Source organism: Marinoscillum pacificum, from assembly GCF_024714495.1.
Lineage (GTDB): Bacteria > Bacteroidota > Bacteroidia > Cytophagales > Cyclobacteriaceae > Marinoscillum > Marinoscillum pacificum.
The window spans coordinates 39,010-59,184 of the sequence record NZ_JAMZMJ010000006.1; the positions used below are offsets into that span (position 1 = coordinate 39,010).

At 40.6% G+C, this 20,175-nt stretch carries 3 protein-coding genes; all 3 read right to left on the reverse strand.

Annotation, left to right across the window (positions count from 1 at the left end):
• Positions 1–147: 147 nt before the first annotated feature.
• Positions 148–3,189 carry a T9SS type A sorting domain-containing protein gene (locus NXS00_RS14780; protein WP_258100000.1) on the reverse strand — a complete coding sequence of 1,014 codons (3,042 nt, stop codon included), beginning with the start codon at positions 3,187–3,189 and terminating at the stop codon, positions 148–150.
• 8 nt (positions 3,190–3,197) lie between these two features.
• Positions 3,198–5,834 (reverse strand): beta strand repeat-containing protein, encoded by a 2,637-nt coding sequence (locus NXS00_RS14785; RefSeq protein WP_258100001.1) that lies wholly within the window; start codon positions 5,832–5,834, stop codon positions 3,198–3,200.
• 185 nt (positions 5,835–6,019) lie between these two features.
• Complete coding sequence (locus NXS00_RS14790) at positions 6,020–19,894, reverse strand: LamG-like jellyroll fold domain-containing protein (protein ID WP_258100002.1); 13,875 nt, start codon at positions 19,892–19,894, stop codon at positions 6,020–6,022.
• Between the last annotated feature and the right edge of the window lie 281 nt (positions 19,895–20,175).

Sequence of the window (20,175 nt, forward strand, 5' to 3'; positions counted from 1 at the left end):
AATTTGTAAGATAATTTCTATAGTTAAGAATCAGACAGAATACCTATGTTAAATGACTGATAATTAGATGAATAGTCTCATTACATGGATTAATGAAAAAAGGCCTCAATCGAGACCTTTACTAATTACATATAACTTCCTGTCCAATCAGTTGTGATGGACCACTACTTTGAAAGAGGTAATTTTTTCAGCTCCTAAGCTTGAATCAACAAAATTAAGAATGTAAATCCCTCCACTAATCTGGCTGACATCAAGTTTTAACTCTTTATTGTTTCCTTTTTCAATAACCTCCTCCGTTACAATGTTGCCATCTAAATCTACCAAGCGAACCTTTACAGATTCGCTCAATAATTTCCCATAGCCAATAGTCACAAAACTATTCGCAGGATTAGGGTAAACCGTCAGATCCTTAAAGTAATTCCTATAAAAGCCCAGACGCTCAATTTTCTCCACGACAATTGCATCATCCAATACCGTAACCTGAAGGGTCAAAACTTCATCTTCAATTCCTCCTTCACCTATTGTAAATTCTACATAAGAGTCTTCATCCATAGGTATACCAGGATATTCTACATTGAATCGATAAAGGCCATCTTCCAGTCCGTTGAACTCAAACTGACCATCATCATTAGACTGTACATAAGCATACAATACAAATTCACCATCCTCTTGATCAGTTCGACCCTTTGGTACAAAGCGACGTACAGAACATCCAGCTCGTTTAACTTTTCTTCTAGCATTGATTCTGCCTCCCGATTCTGTAAAATCTGATTCTATATTTCCAGAAATGGATGCTTCTCCATCGATGATACCAGGAACAGGAGCCATAGATATGGTATCGGCTTCATCCTGACGTAGTTGCAAGGTGTCGGCTTCAGTCCATAGATCAGTACTTGAATAATAGGTTGGCATGAATTCTATGAGATTATTCGGTGCAACTGCTAAGACATAGTCATCCAACAACAATTCAGAGAAAGTAAACTTGCCATTTGATGGCTGTGCTGTCTGAATGGTATCAAATGGCTGACCTGGTTCGGTTACTTTTAAAGCATAGGCTTCACCGTTACTGAACAGCTGATTTCCAAAATCTAACGCAGAAATCTCAACATCAGCACTTGCCAGGACGGTCTGATATTCACTCCTAAGAATCAGATTTGGGACAGCTGTGTTTATGACCCGCAATTCATATTGCCCCATATTGGAATAATTGATCGAATCAAGAATCAATGTAGATGAAACCAATCCTCCCATGGCTTGGTCAGTAACCTGCTCGTTTGAATAGAACCATTGGTATTGATTGAAGTTACCTGCTACATCCTGGGACAAATCGACTAATGATCCGACATGAATCGTATCATTAACGGCCACGCCAAATCGTTGCTGATTTGAATAATCCAAAATGGCAACAGCAGCATTTGGCTCTAAGTCATCAAACATTAAACGGTTACCGCTCAGATCCAACACAGTCATATTTGGAAAATATCCGTTTAAATCAGGGATTCCAGTGATGTCGTTTTGAGAAAAATCGGCGAATGTCATCCCCTCAATGTCCACAATATCCTCAGGAAGCTCCCCATTCAAATTAGCTTCTGAAACATTCAAGCCCGTGACTCTTGAGTTGGTTAGTGTGATTTCCTGCCAATCGGCAATTGGAAGGTTTGGCCAATCACTCAAAGTAGAATTTGGTCCATCCAATGCCTCATATACAGCCATTAATGAAACAGAATCACGCTCCAAGCTGGAAACTCGAAGAATTACTGGCTCTGTCGTCAATGTAAGTCCATCAACCAGGCTATTGGTCACTCTGGCGATATACGTTCCATCTTGTTCGAACCCTGTAATATCAACATCAAAAGCTCCTGAAGTTTCAGCAATATTTGATCCATTTTTAACCCATGTGTAAGAATTGCTCGAACCCGAAATTGTTCGGTCTATGGTATAGGTTGTCCCAATTTCTTCTATTGATCTAACCTTATCCAAAATAGTTTTCTGAGGAGCGTAGACAGCTCCCGCACTAACAGAGAGAACACCTTCCAGGCTCCCAAACTGTAAGCGATTATTGGAAACATCTACTGTTTGTAAAGCAGCCATTCTTGAAATATCCCCAACTTCTTCCAATTCATTACTACTCAGATTCAAATCTGACACTAATTCTAAACCCTCCGAGATTGTAGGAAAAGTACCTGTCAGGTTATTGGAAGACAGATTCAATGTCGAAACACGTTTGTCTGTCAAGATGATTTTATCCCACAAATCAAGATTATTAGTCATCCAACCACTTGCACCAAGCCATTCATCACCTCCAGTACTTTCGTAAATGCTAACCAAAGCCAATGAATCCTGGACTCTTAGTTGTTCATTAAAGTAATATCCAATAGCATACAAACCGGCTCCGGAAGTAACAGGAGCTGTGACTGTTCCAGACACTAAGTTTCCAGAACGACTTGAAGCTGTCGCTCCAGTAAATGTTCCACCCACAGTGCTTCCATGAGCAATAGTCGTTTGATCGATAAAAGGCATTCCTGATTCGTCAATTAACGGAAGCTGCAAGTTTGCATCTCCAATAGTGCCAGATTCTTCGCTGATTTGCCAATAGCGTTGATCTGAGACATCCAGCAAGCCATAACCTGCAGTTCCTGCTACATCTGAAGAAACAAGTAATACTCCAACAACCGGTGAAGCGCCACTAATCTGTGTAAGCACAACCGGAGTATAGTTCACACCATCACCAACCGGATAAAACAATGAGTCTGATCCGGTACGAATCAACTTACCGATGACGTAGGAAGAAGCACCTTCTCCTATAAATGAACCAGTTACTTCAAGACTGTTCGTATCCACATCAATTATGCTTTGATCCAATTCTAGATCCGCAACAGTTACGGATTGATGTAACTTTTTTTGACCTCCTGTAGCCATTAAACTACTAATTGTAGCACCATTTAGGAATAACTGCTGATCCACTCCCTCAGCTATTACGTGACCGGAACCTGTGTACGTAGCAAAATCAATGGTATCTCGTAATACCATTACCCCATCATTGAGCACCGATGAACTTACTGAAAGTTTATTGTCAAAGCTCACCGTCAATCCACTTCCTATTGCCACTGGCAAACTGGATTCTACCTTGACCTGAGCAGTCAGGCTAGAAGCAATTGCCAGTATCTGTATGAATAGTATGATTCTCATATTCATCATCAATCAGGGCTGCCCACTTGGTAATAGATTTTCACACCAGTAAGAGTGGCTTGAGATGTCCAGGCCTGAAATGTTACGAAATAATTATTAAGGTTATTATTTATGGTGATTGAAAGACCCGTGGCATTATAAGTAGTGACTCCAGAAGCACCTGGTGGAATACTATTGATTAAAGTAGGAGTAGACGCAGTACTATAAGATTTTTCTACCAGGTTAAAGTTTGCCGGATTGGTTCCTGTATTTCTACCCATAAAATCGATTTGTGTGATAACTGCCCCATCTGGAAGATGAACCGGTGCTGCTATGGTAACATCAGTTCCTGCAGCTACGGAATAAGCACCCACTTCGATACCTCCATTATATGTAGCACTATAATCTTCATTTCCGATTTGTTTCAATACGATAAAATCAACTGGAGAAATTGCATATAGTTTGGCTTTTGGAGTAGCATATACCACATCACCTGTTACTCTTACATTTCCTATTACATCTAAAGCTTCAACAGGTGAGTTATTGTTGATACCAACTAGACCGGCACTATAATATATGTCAGATCCACTCGTAATCCACTGCGATGATACGATAGCTCCAACCTGCGTGTCTACATAACTTTTACTAGCTGCATCACCAGCTAACGTAGGTGCTGCTAGATTGGTAATCTTATTTCCGCCAACGGAAACGTCTACCAAAGCTGCTCCAAATCCACTTAATGCAATGTTTGCTTTATCAAGGTCTGCACCAGCGATAGTACCATCTAAAATCTTAGCAGAAGTAACAGAACTGTTCAATAAATCAGCTGTTGCAATGGAGCTTTGTGTTGCAAGTGTACCCAAACCCAAATTTGCTCTAGCTGTTGCAGCACTTCCCGTCAATTCACTCAAATTATTACTCGCCTGTAAAGCCCCAGAAAGAGTTGCGTTAATCGAAGATATGTCAGAGGTATTCGTACTAATGGCGGTTGCATTCGAAGCAATATCAGAAGTGTTTGTACTGATTGCTGTTGAGTTGCTACTCACTGAAGTGTTCAGAGACGAAATATCTGTTGTATTGGTACTAATGGCGGTAGCGTTTGAAGCAATGTCCGAGGTGTTCGTACTGATGGCTGTAGAGTTGCTACTCACTGAAGTGTTCAAAGATGAGATATCCGATGTATTGGTACTAATGGCGGTTGCATTCGAAGCAATGTCAGAAGTGTTCGTACTAATCGATGTGGAGTTACTACTCACTGAAGTGTTCAGCGATGAGATATCCGATGTATTGGTACTAATAGCAGTGGCGTTTGAAGCAATGTCTGAGGTGTTCGTACTAATCGATGTGGAGTTGCTACTCACTGAAGTGTTCAGAGACGAGATATCCGATGTATTGGTACTAATGGCAGTAGCGTTTGATGCAATATCAGAAGTGTTCGTACTGATCGCTGTGGAATTACTACTCACTGAAGTGTTCAGAGACGAGATATCTGATGTATTGGTACTAATATCAGTAGCGTTGGAAGCAATGTCAGAGGTGTTCGTACTGATCGCTGTAGAGTTGCTACTCACCGAAGTATTGATAGACGAAATATCCGATGCATTTGTGCTGATAGCTGTAACATTTGCATCAATATCTCCCTGCAATTCATCCAAACCAGCTTGAACATCAGTAGAGGTCAGGTTTCCAGAAGGTGTTACTGGCACCTCCACAGCTGTTTGATTATCCCCATCGGAAATTCCAACAGGAACACTAGTCAGTTTACTCCAATCAACGTCACTGATTTTGGCATTCGAAATACCATTATCTCTTACTTCAAGAGCACTCGCTCCAACACTATACGCTATAGTCACACCATCCACGAATGAGGTAGATAAACTATCCGCAGATTCTGCTCTATCGACCAAACTGTTTGCATCAGTATCGTAAGCACTTTGAAGCATATCACCTCCAGCGGACCCAGCATCAATATCTGCTTGTAATTCTAACAATGCAGATTGTACATCTTCTGAAATCAAGTTACCAGAAGGAGTCACTACAACATCTGTGGCAGTTTGGTTATCGGTAAAGATGGCACCAACAGGCACCGATGTTTCTACGGTGAAACCATTCAGCGTATTGGCAACATCTGCAGTATCCACATAGCTATTAAGGTCTGTATCGAATACGCTAAGTAGCATATCACCGGATGCACTTCCTACAGGTGCCCAATCTGGATCCATCCAGAAATAGAACAACCCTTCATCTGAATCAAAAACCAACAATCCATTGTCAGCAGATGAAAGATTATCCGTAAACGAAGCTGCTGTACGTTGTGCTGTGGTATAAGTAGGTACTAAAAACCCCTGTGCCCCTGTTGGCGAAACAAGTTGCAGCACGGCGTTTGGATTTGGAGTTTCAGTACCTACTCCCATAGAGTTTTGCGCTTGCGCGATAAACCCTAGTGCGGTGAAAAATAAAAGCATCGTCCCTTTGACTAAAACAGGACTAAGTCGTTTTGAACGAGAAAATGGCGACCCATCAGGCTGTAGCCCTATAGTGCCCGAATGGGTCACCGATTTTCCTTTGAACCCCCAACCAGCTAAATTGGATTCAAATGTGTTCGATAATATTTTGGAAATAGAGGACCTGAACAGTCCGATCAGCGGAGAGTAATAAAATTTCATAAGGGCTACAGTATAAGTTGGGACTCTAATAGTAGAGCTTAAGGCAAACTCCCTATTTCTTATCTGAAAATCAAGTCATTTTTAGTAAACGACCTCTCACCTTTAGTGAACCCGACCAAATTTTTAGTGTGTAAAAAAGAAAAGGCCCCTTTCGAGGCCTTTTGCTTAATTAAGTTATAGTTGGTTTAGTGTTTGACGAATACCTTGAAGGAAGTAATTCTTTCAGATCCGAGGCTCGTATCCACAAAATTGATCAGATAGATTCCATTGGTAATTTCACTCACATCAAAGTCTAATTCCTTGTCGTAACCCTTCTCAATTTGTTGTTCTTTGATCACATTGCCATTAAGGTCAATTAGTCTAACTGTAACATTTGAACTCATCAATTTTCCATAACTGATGTGTAAATAATTGTCAGCAGGGTTTGGATAAACGCTGAGATCCTTAAAGTACTTTCTGTAGAATCCTAATCGCTCAATCTTCTCAACAACAATTCCATCTTCAGTTACCGTAGCTTGTAAAACGAGCACTTCATCTTCAATACCACCTTCGCCAATGACAAACTCTACATACGAGTCTTCGTCCATTGGGATACCAGGATATTCAATATTGAATCTGTATCGGCCATCTTCCAATTCGGTAAACTCAAACTGACCTTCATCATCAGACTCTATATAAGCGTATAAAACAAATTCTCCGTCTTCTTGATCTGTTCTTCCTTTAGGCACGAAACGACGCACGGAACAAGCTGCTCGCTTCACTTTTCTCCTAGCTTCAATTCTTCCTGATGTTGTTGCACCAAAGTTAGACTCTACATTTCCGTTAACTTTACCACCATCTGGACCTCCCTTTCCTGCAGATCCTGGAGTAACCACCATTGCCAACTCCTCTGTAGTATCAGACCTTAACATCATCACGTCTGCTTCTGTCCAAAGATCCGTACTTTCGTAATAGGTAGTTAAAAACTCATTATCAAAATCTGGAGCTACAGCGATCAGGTAATCACCGAGTATAAGGCTTTCAAAAGCAAAAGCGTTATTAGTACCACGGACTGTTTGAAGAGTATCATAACCTTCAGGATTGTCACTGATCTGCAATGCATAAGCCTCACCAGTATCAAATGGATCTCCACCCTGATCTAAAGCTGTAAAGTTCAGATTGGCACTGGCCAATATTTGTTGAGGCTCTCCTTTGAGCACCAAGCCCGGAACTAAATCATTTGTCACTTGCAGTGTATAAGTACCCATGGACTCATAATCTATAGAAGGTATCTGTAATTCTGAAGAAACCTCACCTTCAACTACTGCAGTGTCTACAGGACTCATAAGCATCCACTCATAAGCATTGGAAGTTCCTCCGACAGGCATAGAAATGGTGTATTCTGATCCTTTTGGAATTACTTCCGAAACCACCTCACCAAAAGCCTGCTGATCAGAATAATCAATTCCCGTAACTCCAGTATTTTCCTCTAAATCCTCAAATGTTAACTTATTGCCAGACACATTAAAACTGGTCAGGTTTGGCAAATACCCTTCCAGGTTAGGTAAACCATCGATAGCATTTCCTGCCAAGTCAACAGAAACTAAACCTCTAATATCAGTTATGTCCTCAGGAATAGAACCTGTTAAACCAGCTTCTGGTGCATTCAAGGCTGTAACTCTATTATTAGTAACTTCTACTTCTGGCCAATCGCGGATAGATAATGTCGTCCAATCACTCAAACTAGAATTCGCCCCATCCAATGATTCATATATAGTCATCAAAGAAGTAGAATCACGCTCTAAGCTAGACACTCTTAATACCACTGGCGCTGTAGTTAATTCTACTAATGGTATGACATTACTTGTTACTTTGGCTACGTAAGTTCCATCCGCACTGAAATTAGCAATAGATATATCAAAACTACCAGTTGTCTGTGCGATAGCTACACCATTTTTAGTCCAACTATAAACGTTGTCCGAACCTGATACGGTTCTGTCTACAGTGTAGGTTGTCCCAATTTCCTCCAATGTTCTAAGCCTTGTCAACAGAGCTTTCTGTGGAGAAACAGTGGCAGCAATACCCGCGAAGAAAACATTCTCAATCGAGCCGAATGCCATTCGGTTGTCAGAAATATCAATTGTCTCTAAAGCAGCAAAGTGACTAATGTCTCCAATACTTGTTATCTCGTTGTTAGAAATATTGAGCGCAGTTAAGGCCTCTAAACCGGAAGTTATTGCAGGGAAATCTCCTTTCAAATTATTTCCTGATAAATCCAGACCCGTCACTCTTGTTCCAGTCATTGATACTCCGGTCCAATCAGATAATGGCAATGTCTGTGTCCAATTATTGGTTGTCCATTCAGAACCCGACAATGCTTCATAAATTTCTAGAAGTGCCAGTGAATCCGCCGTTGTGTTTGCATCACTCAATGTAGAGACGGTAATCACATTACTATATGGCGAAACTGCCCCGCCTTCATATACGGCTCTCGCTCGATAATAATAAGTGGTATTATAATCCAGACCTGTAACTTGCACAGTGGTATCTGTCAATGACAGGTTATTAAAGCCAGTTGCTCTATTAACGAAAGTAATGTCAGTCGCTACATCAAATTCATAATTAGCAACTCCTCCTCGACTAGACCAGTAAGCTCTAAAACTAAGGAAGTCAACTTCCTCCGCATCATAAGCGATAGGTGCACCAGGCAAAATTTCTAACTCTGAAGAAGTCCCGTCTGTACCCGTATTACCGGCACTATCCAATGCCTGAACTATCACATCATAAACATTGACAGGTAATCCCTCGATGATACCTGATGCAAGAGTCCATGTCCCATCTTCGTTATTTGTGGCTGTATAACTCTGAGAATTTACGGAAACTGAAACGTCGGCATTAACATCATCGATTGAACCGCTCAACTCAGGAGAATCATCTTCTGTCACCACAGTATTTATAGTAACAAAAGGAGCCGTCAAGTCTATTTCCAAAGTCGCTGTGACTGTACTTGCATTTCCAACAGAATCAGTTGCCACCACATTAAATGAATACACTCCTTCTGCTAAATCTCCAATAGTAGCTTGAGCCAATGTCCATGTACCATCTGCATTGTTCACTGCATCATAAGCAGCTCCATCCACGGTGATTGAAACACTGGCATCGGTATCATCTATTGTTCCTATCAGTTCTGGACTGATATCGTTGGTCAACAAATCGTCTGCTGTAATTATTGGTGCTGTAACATCTGCAATTACTTGATTCAAATTGATATTCAACAACAAGGTATCGTTGAACAAACCATCATTTAAAACTACTTCTAAGGTAAATGAAGGCGCTAATTCAAAATCAAGATCTGTAGAATCTACGACAACTATTTGTCCAGTAGAATTGATTCCAAATGGAAGCTCAGTATTACTATTGATATCTAAATTTCCAGAAATGATGGACCATGTATTTATGGAAGTAACGGTGTCAATATCGGTAAACTCACAGTCAACCACTAGTGATCCTACTAAGCTTCTTTCATCAATACTTATTGCTCCAGGGTCTAGAATCACAGGTGCATTGTCATTGGCATCGGCAACATTCACCACTGCAAAAATGGTATCATTATTCCCTTCCAAATTGGTTGCAATGACTTGAAGGTTATGAACGTTATCAGCATTTAAATCACCTGCTGATTCAAAATCAGGTGCATTCGTAAATGAGAGTGTGCCATCTACACCCAACGTGAATAACGCAGCATCATCACCTCCCAGCGTCCAGGATACAGTCTGATCAGCTGAATAGGCGGTGACCTCAGTCGTATTTTCCACAATGGTAATTTCTGAAAGACCTGTAATAACCGGATAATTCACTGAAACTACCAATTCATTTGTAGAAGCATCCGTTGCGACATTTCCTGCATAATCACTCGCTTCTACCTGGACATCATAAGTGCCATTAGCAACACCTGTATAGTCATTACTCCATGATCCACCATCTACAACTAATGTGTCCCAAACTATTCCATCTAAAGAAACTCTTAGATAGTTTGTACCAACCTCGTCATAAGTTCCTGTCAAGGTAAAGAAGCTTGTTGTACTTGACAGAGTATTCACCGTCGGTGCCGCTGGAGGAGTAGTATCAACAACTAACGCCTCTGATAAGTCTGTAGAATTACCTGCAGTATCTGTAGCCGTAATTTTGAATAAAGGATAGTTTCCTCCATTAACATCCCAATCTGGGTGAGTTGTTAAGTCAAATGACCAATCTGTACCAACTACTACACCTACACCTGTTAACCTTGATGCGGTAAGCTCAATATCCAGAACAGCATCTGCTTCTATGGTACCTGTAAGTATAGTGCTATTAACATAGCCATCATTTGTATTTACAGTAACGTCCGGTGCTACTACATCTTTTAAAGTAAATGTCACAGTAGAGTCAGCTACCGGCTCACCATTTGTATCGAATATCGAATTGGCAGCAAATGATATTCCAATAGTCTCTGCACCTGTAGGAAAATAATCTTGATCCAATAACAGTGTCACCAATGGATCTCCTGCACCAGTTTGAGTAACCGAAGTAATCTGGGCATTCAGGTCAGAAGGATTACTAGTAATAATGAAGTCAGAAATCTCAAGAAGTCCTGACCCTGCATTTGTTGCATATACATTATCAGAGAAAGTGATCGTTACTTTGTTATTATCAAAGAATACACTTGACTCTACTACAGTTTGGTTACTAACAAACTTCGGAACTGGAGCAAACTGAAAGTCATCAACAATCAAATTACTTGTTCCACTTTCTGGTACAATTTTTAGTCTTACAGAATCAGTTTCTGAGGTATAGTAATAGAACTCTTCATAGAATCCAGAAGTAGCACTTAAAGAAGTTACTAATTCAAAAGTCCCTTCATTTTGCTGCTCATAAACTGAGAAGTCCACATCCGTTCCATAGTATTGGAAATACATTTCCGTTCCACCAATAAGATACGGAGTTATGATTTCACCCGTTCCTACAGTCACTCCCATTGAGAATGAACCACTATTATTAGGTCCGTCATTTCCATAGGCGTTGGTGAAGTCCCATTCTCCGGAAGGCAAAATAGTTGGACCATCGTAAGCTTGTAAGGAGACTGATTCAAAATCCTCCACTGTAAAATCCATTTCTGCACCAAGTATGCCATCAGTCGAAAACTCATCAATCAATCCCGAGTCATCAGCTGAAGAATTGTAAACGATTCTAATTGGGCCTGTATATGGTTCGCTAAAACTATGATAGAATTCTTCATAGGTTAGTGACGTACCTCCACCAGAAGTTTCTAGGATACTAAAAGTAGCCCCTTCATCATCGGATAAATAAATGTCAAAAAGGAATCCGGTGGTTCCTCCATTGACAGCTCGATGCTGGAATGCAAACTCAGTAGCACCGTACACATATGGAGTCTCCAGGTAATTTCCTTCAGCCACATTCATGAGAGCTGCATCTCCTTCTCCATTCAATGGGTAGGAAGCATTAACTGAAAATGCGGAAATAATGCCTTGTGTATTCCAGGTACCAGAATATAACTCAACGCTAGATTCCTCGGTATCGAGTAAGCCAAAATCAAATGATTCGTAAAGTGAGTTAAGCCCTCCAAAACCATCAACAATGAAAAACTGATCAGAGAATGTCTCTGTTCCGGCCGCTGAAATTTTAATGACAGCACTTTCTGTGATAAACTCTGAGCCTGTAGGAGTCCAGTAAAATTGACCCATCAAGTTTTCAGAAAGGTCTGATATCAAGGTGTAAGGGAAAGAGCTACCACCATCTATAGAAAGCTCAACGGTCACGACATCCGCTGCATCAATGTTTTGCTCATTCCAGTAGATATAATATTCATAGTCTAACGGAACTTCTTCCCCTCCATACGGGCTATAAATTGTTATGCCAGGACTAGTGTCATAAGCTACAAAAGAGAAATCATCGATGAATAGCGTGTCCGAAGAATTCAAATCGTTCATTTGAATCATATAGCGCACAGAGGACCCTGAATAATATGGATTATACTCGTAGTATTGATACGTCCCTGATGACTCATTGATTGTCTCTACCGTTTCAAAGACTCCTTCATCAATTGATTGCAGAATCGTAAACTCAGCACCATTAGAATAGTATTGGAAGGAGAATGAATATTCGGCATCAATTAAAGGTGAAATTGCCGAAGCTGTGTTTTCATCTAACAAGCCTAGTGAAACAGCACCATTATATGGATGGTTATTAGAACCTATTGCTCCAACCAATTCCCAATCTCCGGAAGGAAGTGTTGTAGTACCACTATACGTTGTGGCATCCATCGTTTCGAAATCTTCCAAAACCACCTCAACGCTTGTAAGCATGATCCCTCCATAGTAGTATGCTTCGTTTAATGACAAGTCAGTAGCAACTATTTGAATGTCATAATAGGCATCACCATAATAACTTGGGTCAGAGCTCAAATCGTAAGACCAACTTCCTCCATCTACAGCTATTGCGGTAAATGTGGTTCCATAATCCAATGAAATTTCTACAGTGGCATCAGCATCAGACACAAATCCAGTAATGATGGTGTTATTATTCTGTGTAGTACCGTCTTCGTAGAACTCTATTGTTAGTTCATTACTCTCTGTATTAGTCAAGGTGAATGTAGAACCGGTGGTTAAGCCACCATCAATTTTCGTCACCTCACCTTCAAAACCAAAATTGTTTTCCGTATCAGGAAGTTCAAAGTTGAATGATGCACCTTCACTTACTACACCTGCCATATCTGCAGTTACATACAAGTACACAACATCTCCTGCCAAGTACGTAGTATTCCATAGGTGCCCTATGGCTCCATCTGGTAATTCAGGATGACCATCAGTGAAGAAGGTGGAAGTAATATGCGTCGCTCCACCAAAGTCATCAGCATTGATTGATTCATAAATATCAAACTGCGCAAAATCTGACTGTGAATAATTATCCGTAGAGTCATTTGGGAATAATACAAATCCAACCATGTCTGCATCTCCGTCTGCAATATCCATTCTTAACTTGTAAAGTAAATTATCGGTAGAGTTAACCGATAACTCACCACCAGTAACAGATTCTGATGAAATGGTGACCTGAGATGGAATAATTGTGCTAAAGCTATCACTGTATACAGAAGTAACATTAGTTACATTTAGTGCTTCCTCTCCATACCAGTAGATATGGTAAGTAACTCCAGAACTAAGTCCTCCAATACTTAAGTTAGATGTACCAGTCAATTGGCCATAATTACCTGCCACAACCGCTCCAACACCATCTCCATCAAGCTCACTTTTAATTTGAGTAGGTGTTGGGGTTGTCGCCGATGTAGAAATAACATAATAGAAATCCGTACCTATATCCACGGTAAGATCTACAGTAACGTCGGTTACATTTCCATAATGATTCAATTGTGTAACCTGTGGAGGGAATGTTGATCCTCCTGTATATTCTTTAAATGTGAAATCATCTACGACTAACTCTTGATCACTGATTTGATCATTGAATGTAATACGGATTCTTACAGCACTTCCAGCACCTTCAGCAAGACTCACCGTTTGTTCGGTAAACGTAGCAGATGTTGCTGTTGGAGTAGATACGACAATGTATGCTCCTCCATTAACTGATTTTTCAACAGTATAATGGGATTCACCATCTCCAGTTGCAGCCACAAAGAATGAAAAATCCGAATTCCCGTCTATCAGTGGAGTGGTTATTGTTCCATAACCATAAGATAGTCTCAGACCGATAGATCCAGAATTCGCAATACCATCAGAAACCACATTTGCTGCATGATAGTCACCTGTTGGCAAAGTATAAAGTGATTGACCTCCAGATGCCGTTTCGAAATCTTCAGTTACAGCAGTCTGACTGGAATAACCTAAGGTAACTAATTGCCCATTATCTATAGTCACTCCATCAAATGTGACAACTCCACTATTGTAAGAAGCACCGCCGAAAGTTACTGCATCAGACCAAACACCATCATTGTCTACCATCAAGATATAATTGGAGGCGTCAACACCAGGATATCCAAGTCCGTTAAGGTCCAGGCTCAATGATAGTGTCCCTGTTTGGCCCGTTTCTACGGCTTGCCACACTGTTGCCATCCGCTCATCAACTCCTGCAGGATTACCTGTAGTGATCACTGAACCATAGTCCATAGGTCCTGAGTCATGACCAAGGAACAAGAAGTTTTTGTCAATTAGTGTTCCTGAATTGGAAGTATTGTCTAACGCAATAGCATCTACTGCTACTGTTAATATCTTTTCTGTAGAGCTAATAGACTGTTTCTGATCCAGTAAGGAGACATTATCCCTCCCAATTGCTGTAATTCCGTTAGTATAGCTTCCTGAATTATTGAAAATGACATTTCCATCAGAATCCAAATAGTTTGTTACAAGAGGAATTCCATATTTAATTGCTAAATAGGATTGAATTTTTTCTCGTTCAACTGAACCCAACAGTTCATCATAGAAGATAACCTCAGCTATGTTTCCATCCCAATATTCACCATTCGCATTGAGTGCACCAATTGTAAAGAAAGAATCTCCGTCTGGGTTGGATACGATAGTCGATCCTGTCACACTACCATTTACATAACTAGCAAATGATCCCGCGGTGTATTCAAAATTGAGTAAATACGTCGTATCAGCTCCAATTTCTATTATTGACCCTACAGGAGTTCCTCCTGCAGCGAAATAAGAAAGGTTGGTACCAGACCTACTGTCCAAACCAATAGATCGCTGGTAAGAACCACCTGCTAATGGATCATGACCAAACAGCTTTCGGTGAGTAGTCCCTTCATCGTTGGAGTTGAAGACCACAAATCCGGTAATATCTGGATTAATTGACGGACTAATGTCAAATGGAACTTCCATGTATTGATCTACACCATTAAAACTTAACGCCTGATTGTAGTTGATAGCAGACGATTCAATTGCCGGTTGATTTAGTGTGGTGACCTGGGAAGCATCATTGGTGTTTCCAGACTGATCAGTCCAAGCTGAAGCATTAGTTGATCCAACAACACCTGCATCAGCTTTAAGCCAAACTGCAAGACTCTTCTCCACATTGGCTATAGATGGAGGTGGAACTGGAGTGAATCTCACAGCATCATTATAGATACTAAATACTGACTGATTTCGTCCAAGAACTGTTATGTAATCTGTGCCATCTTGATTTTCCAATCCTTGCGTGAAGGCTTCCTCCGATGTGTAACAAGACTCACAGTGAATCTCTACTTCATTGGTTGTCTCAAATAATTTGATTTGGAAATTAACCAGGTTGGAGGCATTATTAAGGTGTGGCACATCTTTATATTGAATCACATATATTCTATTAGGAGCCGTACCAATTAACTCCACCTGATATCCATCAGCTGGAGCTGACGAACCATCAAGATCAGACCAATATCCTGCTATTAACCCATTGGCTGATCCTTCCGAATCTACCGTGGACCCTTCAGGATCAGGAAATTTCTCTCCAGAATATGCAGAAGCGTCATTTGTTTCTATAAAACTAACCCACCCATTGGAGTTTACATAGACTGAACTGTAGGTCTGCCCAAAGAACTCAAAGTCAAAACCAATAGTCTGAGCAGTAGAGGTGGCATCATCATTCAAAACTTCTGATAATGTGGTAGGAGAACTTAACGTTTCATAGCCATAACTCGATGTAGAAATGGTATAAGAGGTTGTTTCGGAATAGTTATATTCCAGGACATTTGAGGCCCCATTGAAATTTGAGTTCAAATCTTGAACTACGTCTGAGGCCAAAGATACTTGTACCACACCAGTAGAGGTCGGGGAGATATCAGCCGTAAAACTTATATTGTCTGAAGTAGATAGATTAGTAAGAGTCGCATTGGTAACAGTAAAATCACCTTCAGTTAATGACGCAACTTCTCTATTGAATACTACATTTATACTTAAAGTTGACTCACTTGATGGGTCACTCAAGAAACTATTGTAGGAAAGCTCTACATTGAATGGAATTGCCATAGCACTTGAAGCTACCCATTCTGTTCCAGCAGAATTTTGAAAGACTCCATCATTTCCATACATACTTAAATCTGGAAGAGCTGTACCAGATACTTCATCAAACCTATAGTAAGCTACTAAACCAGGGTCACTACCAGATACAGTCTTTTCTGCAAATTCAATGATCTCTGCTTCTGATCGAGCGTAGTTCCAAACCCTTATTTCGTCTAATTGACCATCCCATTCATTGTTAACATAATCAGCTCCAATCCACAGTTCTGAACTGTTTAATGTACCCCAGGTGTCAGAAATCGTTTCTTTTAATTCACCATTCACGTATAGTAGGAAGTCAGTACCAGATTGAACAATGGCAATGTGTGTCCAGGCCAACTCAGCTAGTCCAAAACCAGTAACATTTTCATTGACTCCATGGATAACTAGTGCGCCTTCAGGATTAATATAGATGCGGTAGTTACGAGAATTGCTATCCACAAACTTGGAAATAATAGCGTGAGGGCTTTCATCGAACCCGTTCCAATAAGCCCAGAATTCAATGGTGGCATCACCATTCAAATCCAGTTCGTCGCTATCGGTAACAGTGACATATTTACTAGTACCAGGGAAGTCGAAGGCATTACCCGGACCAACCATGAAGGAGTTTGAGACCGCATACCCACTTTGCGTACCGCCAAAGTCAGCTTTTACTCGATAATAATATTGTGAAGAAGTATTTAACGAAACACTTACATCCACACCACCAGAAGTACCGATACTTATATCCTGACCTGATGGCAAGAATGAACCAAAGTTCGGATCAGTCGAAACATCTACAATCATATCAACAGCTCCGGCTGGCACCTCAACATTTGGAGTAAATCCAGAAATAGTGACATTGGTGGCATTATAAATGATTGGCAATCCTGCATCCGAAGAAACAAATGAAGCTCCAATTATATCAGCATCAATGCTGTTGACAGATCGGTCAACAAGTTTCGACCCACCATTCTCATCCATCGTATAGTAAACTGCCAGCTTCGGTTCATTACCCATCAACGATGTAAACCTGTCTGAGAAGTCGGTTTTAACTGAATCAGCCCATACTCTGACTTCATCAATTAAACCATCAAAATATCCATCAGTAGAAGTACGCACTCGTGCTCCTAAAGATATTTCACCATTCGGAGGAGTACCATTAATTACACCTGCATCACCATCTGCCAATCCATTGATATACAACTGTGCTGCTCCTCCTGTTTTCACCACTGCCACATGACTCCACTCATTCAGAGGTAGAGCTGTAGAAGAAGTGATTCCTTGATAAGTAACATCACTTTCACCATATCCGACTAATCCAGCTGGAGTGAAATAAATTTCTCCACCAGTTTGATCTACTGTGGTATTTCCTCTCCAGTAGGCCCACGAATTGGATGCTCCGAATGATCTGGGATATACCCACGCCGAAATAGTAAGGGTTGACAAATTACCTAGAGACTCAGGAGCATTGGTATAATCATCTCCATCAAAACTCAATGCATATCCAGGGAAATCTTCTGTAGTTGCAAATTCAATAACTGATTGGCTTGAAGCATCTTCGAATCCGTTGGTAGCAGTCACTCTGAAGAAATAGCCCTGATCAGGCCCAACACCAACTACAGCACCCACTGCATCACCGGTCCCAACTACACTACTACTCACGATATTGGCGTCGAAACTTTCATAGCTCGTTGACCACTCTACCAGATAATCTGTATTGTCTGCAGCCACATCTGTCCAGGCCAGCTCAATGCTAGTAGCATCTCTGTAGTATCCTACTAGATTTATTGGGGCAGCTGGAGGAGGTGCCGTCAGATCCTGAATATTAAATGTATGAGCAATGGAAACACATCCTGAAATATTATCAGCAACCTCTAAAGTATAATCACCAGCAGATAATCCTGTTACAGAAATACCGGTACCAACCACAGTTCCTGCAGTTGAAATGCCTTCATGCCACGAATAGGAGTAATCACCAGATCCGCCACTTATCGCTCCAGTGGCATCTATAGATCCCCCTGAACCAGAATCATCGGTAATGGTCACAGAACCTGGTGTTATGGCAGGGGCATCTGGATTATCAGAAATCGTATAGTTAAATACATCGATACAGCCAGTGGCATCCTCTTTAATAACTATTGTATAATCATTGGCTACAAGACCAGTAACACTATATCCAGTATCGCCAATAAATGAAGTACTATCCTGAATGATTGTTCCCCCTGTACCTATACCTTCATAAACCACTCCTTTGTAGTTCCCGGAACCTGTTCCAGAAGTAGCAGCCTGAATAAATAGTTCTCCATTTCCGCCTATACAATAAGAATTATCAGTAATCGTGACTGTGGCTTCTGGAAAAGCTGAATTGTCGCTTATGACAGCAGATACAACGTCATGACAGAAATTATCATCATTGATAACCTCCAGGGTATAAATGCCAGCGCTAAGTCCAGAATAAGAAAAACCGATCGAACCATCCAAAATTTGGTCTTCTTGTAAGAGCATTCCCGGATCTGGAACTGCTCCTTCGTAGAATTTGTACGTATAACTACCTGGCTCACCTGTAGATGTTGTGGAAGTAAAGTCAAGCAGTCCATTACCGCCTACACATAAAGTATTATCTGTTGATACTGGGATTATAGTTAAGACACCACAGGTTTCAGCTGCAACAATACCTGGTCCATCTACCCAATCAGAAGATGGCTCCATATTGTTAAGTGTTCCGTCATTTGCATTGGTTGACAAATCTGTAAGAACTGACGATCCTATACCATCTTCAAATGCATAATAGGTTATTAAGCCATATTCATCGCCTCTAAGCTGTTGTTCCTTTAATGCATCGATTTGTGATTGAGTATGAGCTTTGTTCCAAATTCTCACCTCATCTATAGACCCTTGAATAAAAGAGGACAGATCCATTTTTGATCCTATATAAATAGGTCCGTCACCGATTGTTAAAGTTTTAGCTATGCCAGAGGTGGGTGTTTCCAATCCATCTACATAGGTTCTTACCACAGTAGCATCATATGTAACAGCCAAATGGTGCCAGTCATTGTCGGCAAATGAATAGCCCGTGTTGTAATCATCAGACTCACCGTAGAAATACAGATCATTGTCAGTAAGAAAAAAGCCAAATCCACTTGAAGGCGACTGAGCCCCTAGAGTTACTGGGTGAGTAATTCCTGAATTGGTTCCATTTTTATACCAAAATTCCAGAGTAATTGGATTTCCTCCTGTAATGCCCAAATTGCTTCCACTTACCACATAGTTATTAATCCCATCAAAATCTAAGGCTGTATTAAAAGATGATACCGGAGGAACATCACTAGACCAAATAGGACCATTCAATTCTCCATCAGCAGGCGTACTGTTATCTCCATTCAATAATGTTCCAAGATGATTGTTAGGAGTTAAATCTGTCAATGTTGATCCTGTACCATCATTGAAGTTATAATAGGCAACCAGGTTAGGCTCTGTTCCTGATAATTCTTCATTCATCTGAGAAGAAATCATAGATGGATCACGATAAACATCCCATACCCGAACTTCATCAATCCAGCCCATAAAACCATTATCACCATCATGATATCCAATCCCAGCGCTATTACCATTTCCTGCGGGAAGAGCCGTTTCACTTGCTTGTTCTACTCCATCCACCACTAGATGTAAGGAAGATCCATCAAATGCTGCGGCAACATGTGTCCATACATCTGGTGTTATTTCATATGTTGGACTGGTTGCAGCTATTTGAAGGTTAATCCCATTGTTTAAACCGAAGTAAGGGGCGTCATTCCCAAATTCTAAAATAGTTCTCCATCCAGTTGGAGCAGACGCATCTATTTTAATCCAAGCCTCATATGTGAACGGTGTGCCTGTTGATGAAGCAACTAAAGAGGGGAGGTCTACATAATCTTGTTCATTCAGAGCAGCACCATCAAACTGTAAGGATGTGTTTTGTCCTAGACCGGTCCAGGAAAAGAATAAAAATGAACTAAGAAATAGGATTGATTTAAGAACTTTTGTCCCTCGTGGTGTATCAAGTCTTGAATTGGTCATCGCAGTGATATCTGTACGGTTAAATTTTTGCGGCTGGAAATTTACCGCTTCCCTTTCATTTAATAAATACCATATTTCGGGTAGTCGGACTTACCCATCACTAAACTACTTTTGCTGAGTGCTTTAGCACGAATAAGTTTCGACCAAATATTATTGTGAGGGGATTAACAATTAAATAGTTATTCCCTATAGACTTATTACTTTTAGCTTATCGAATCTCCGTCAAGGAATTTGGTTGCATCAAAAAATATTAGTTATTTTATATTTTCTATTAAAAAAAT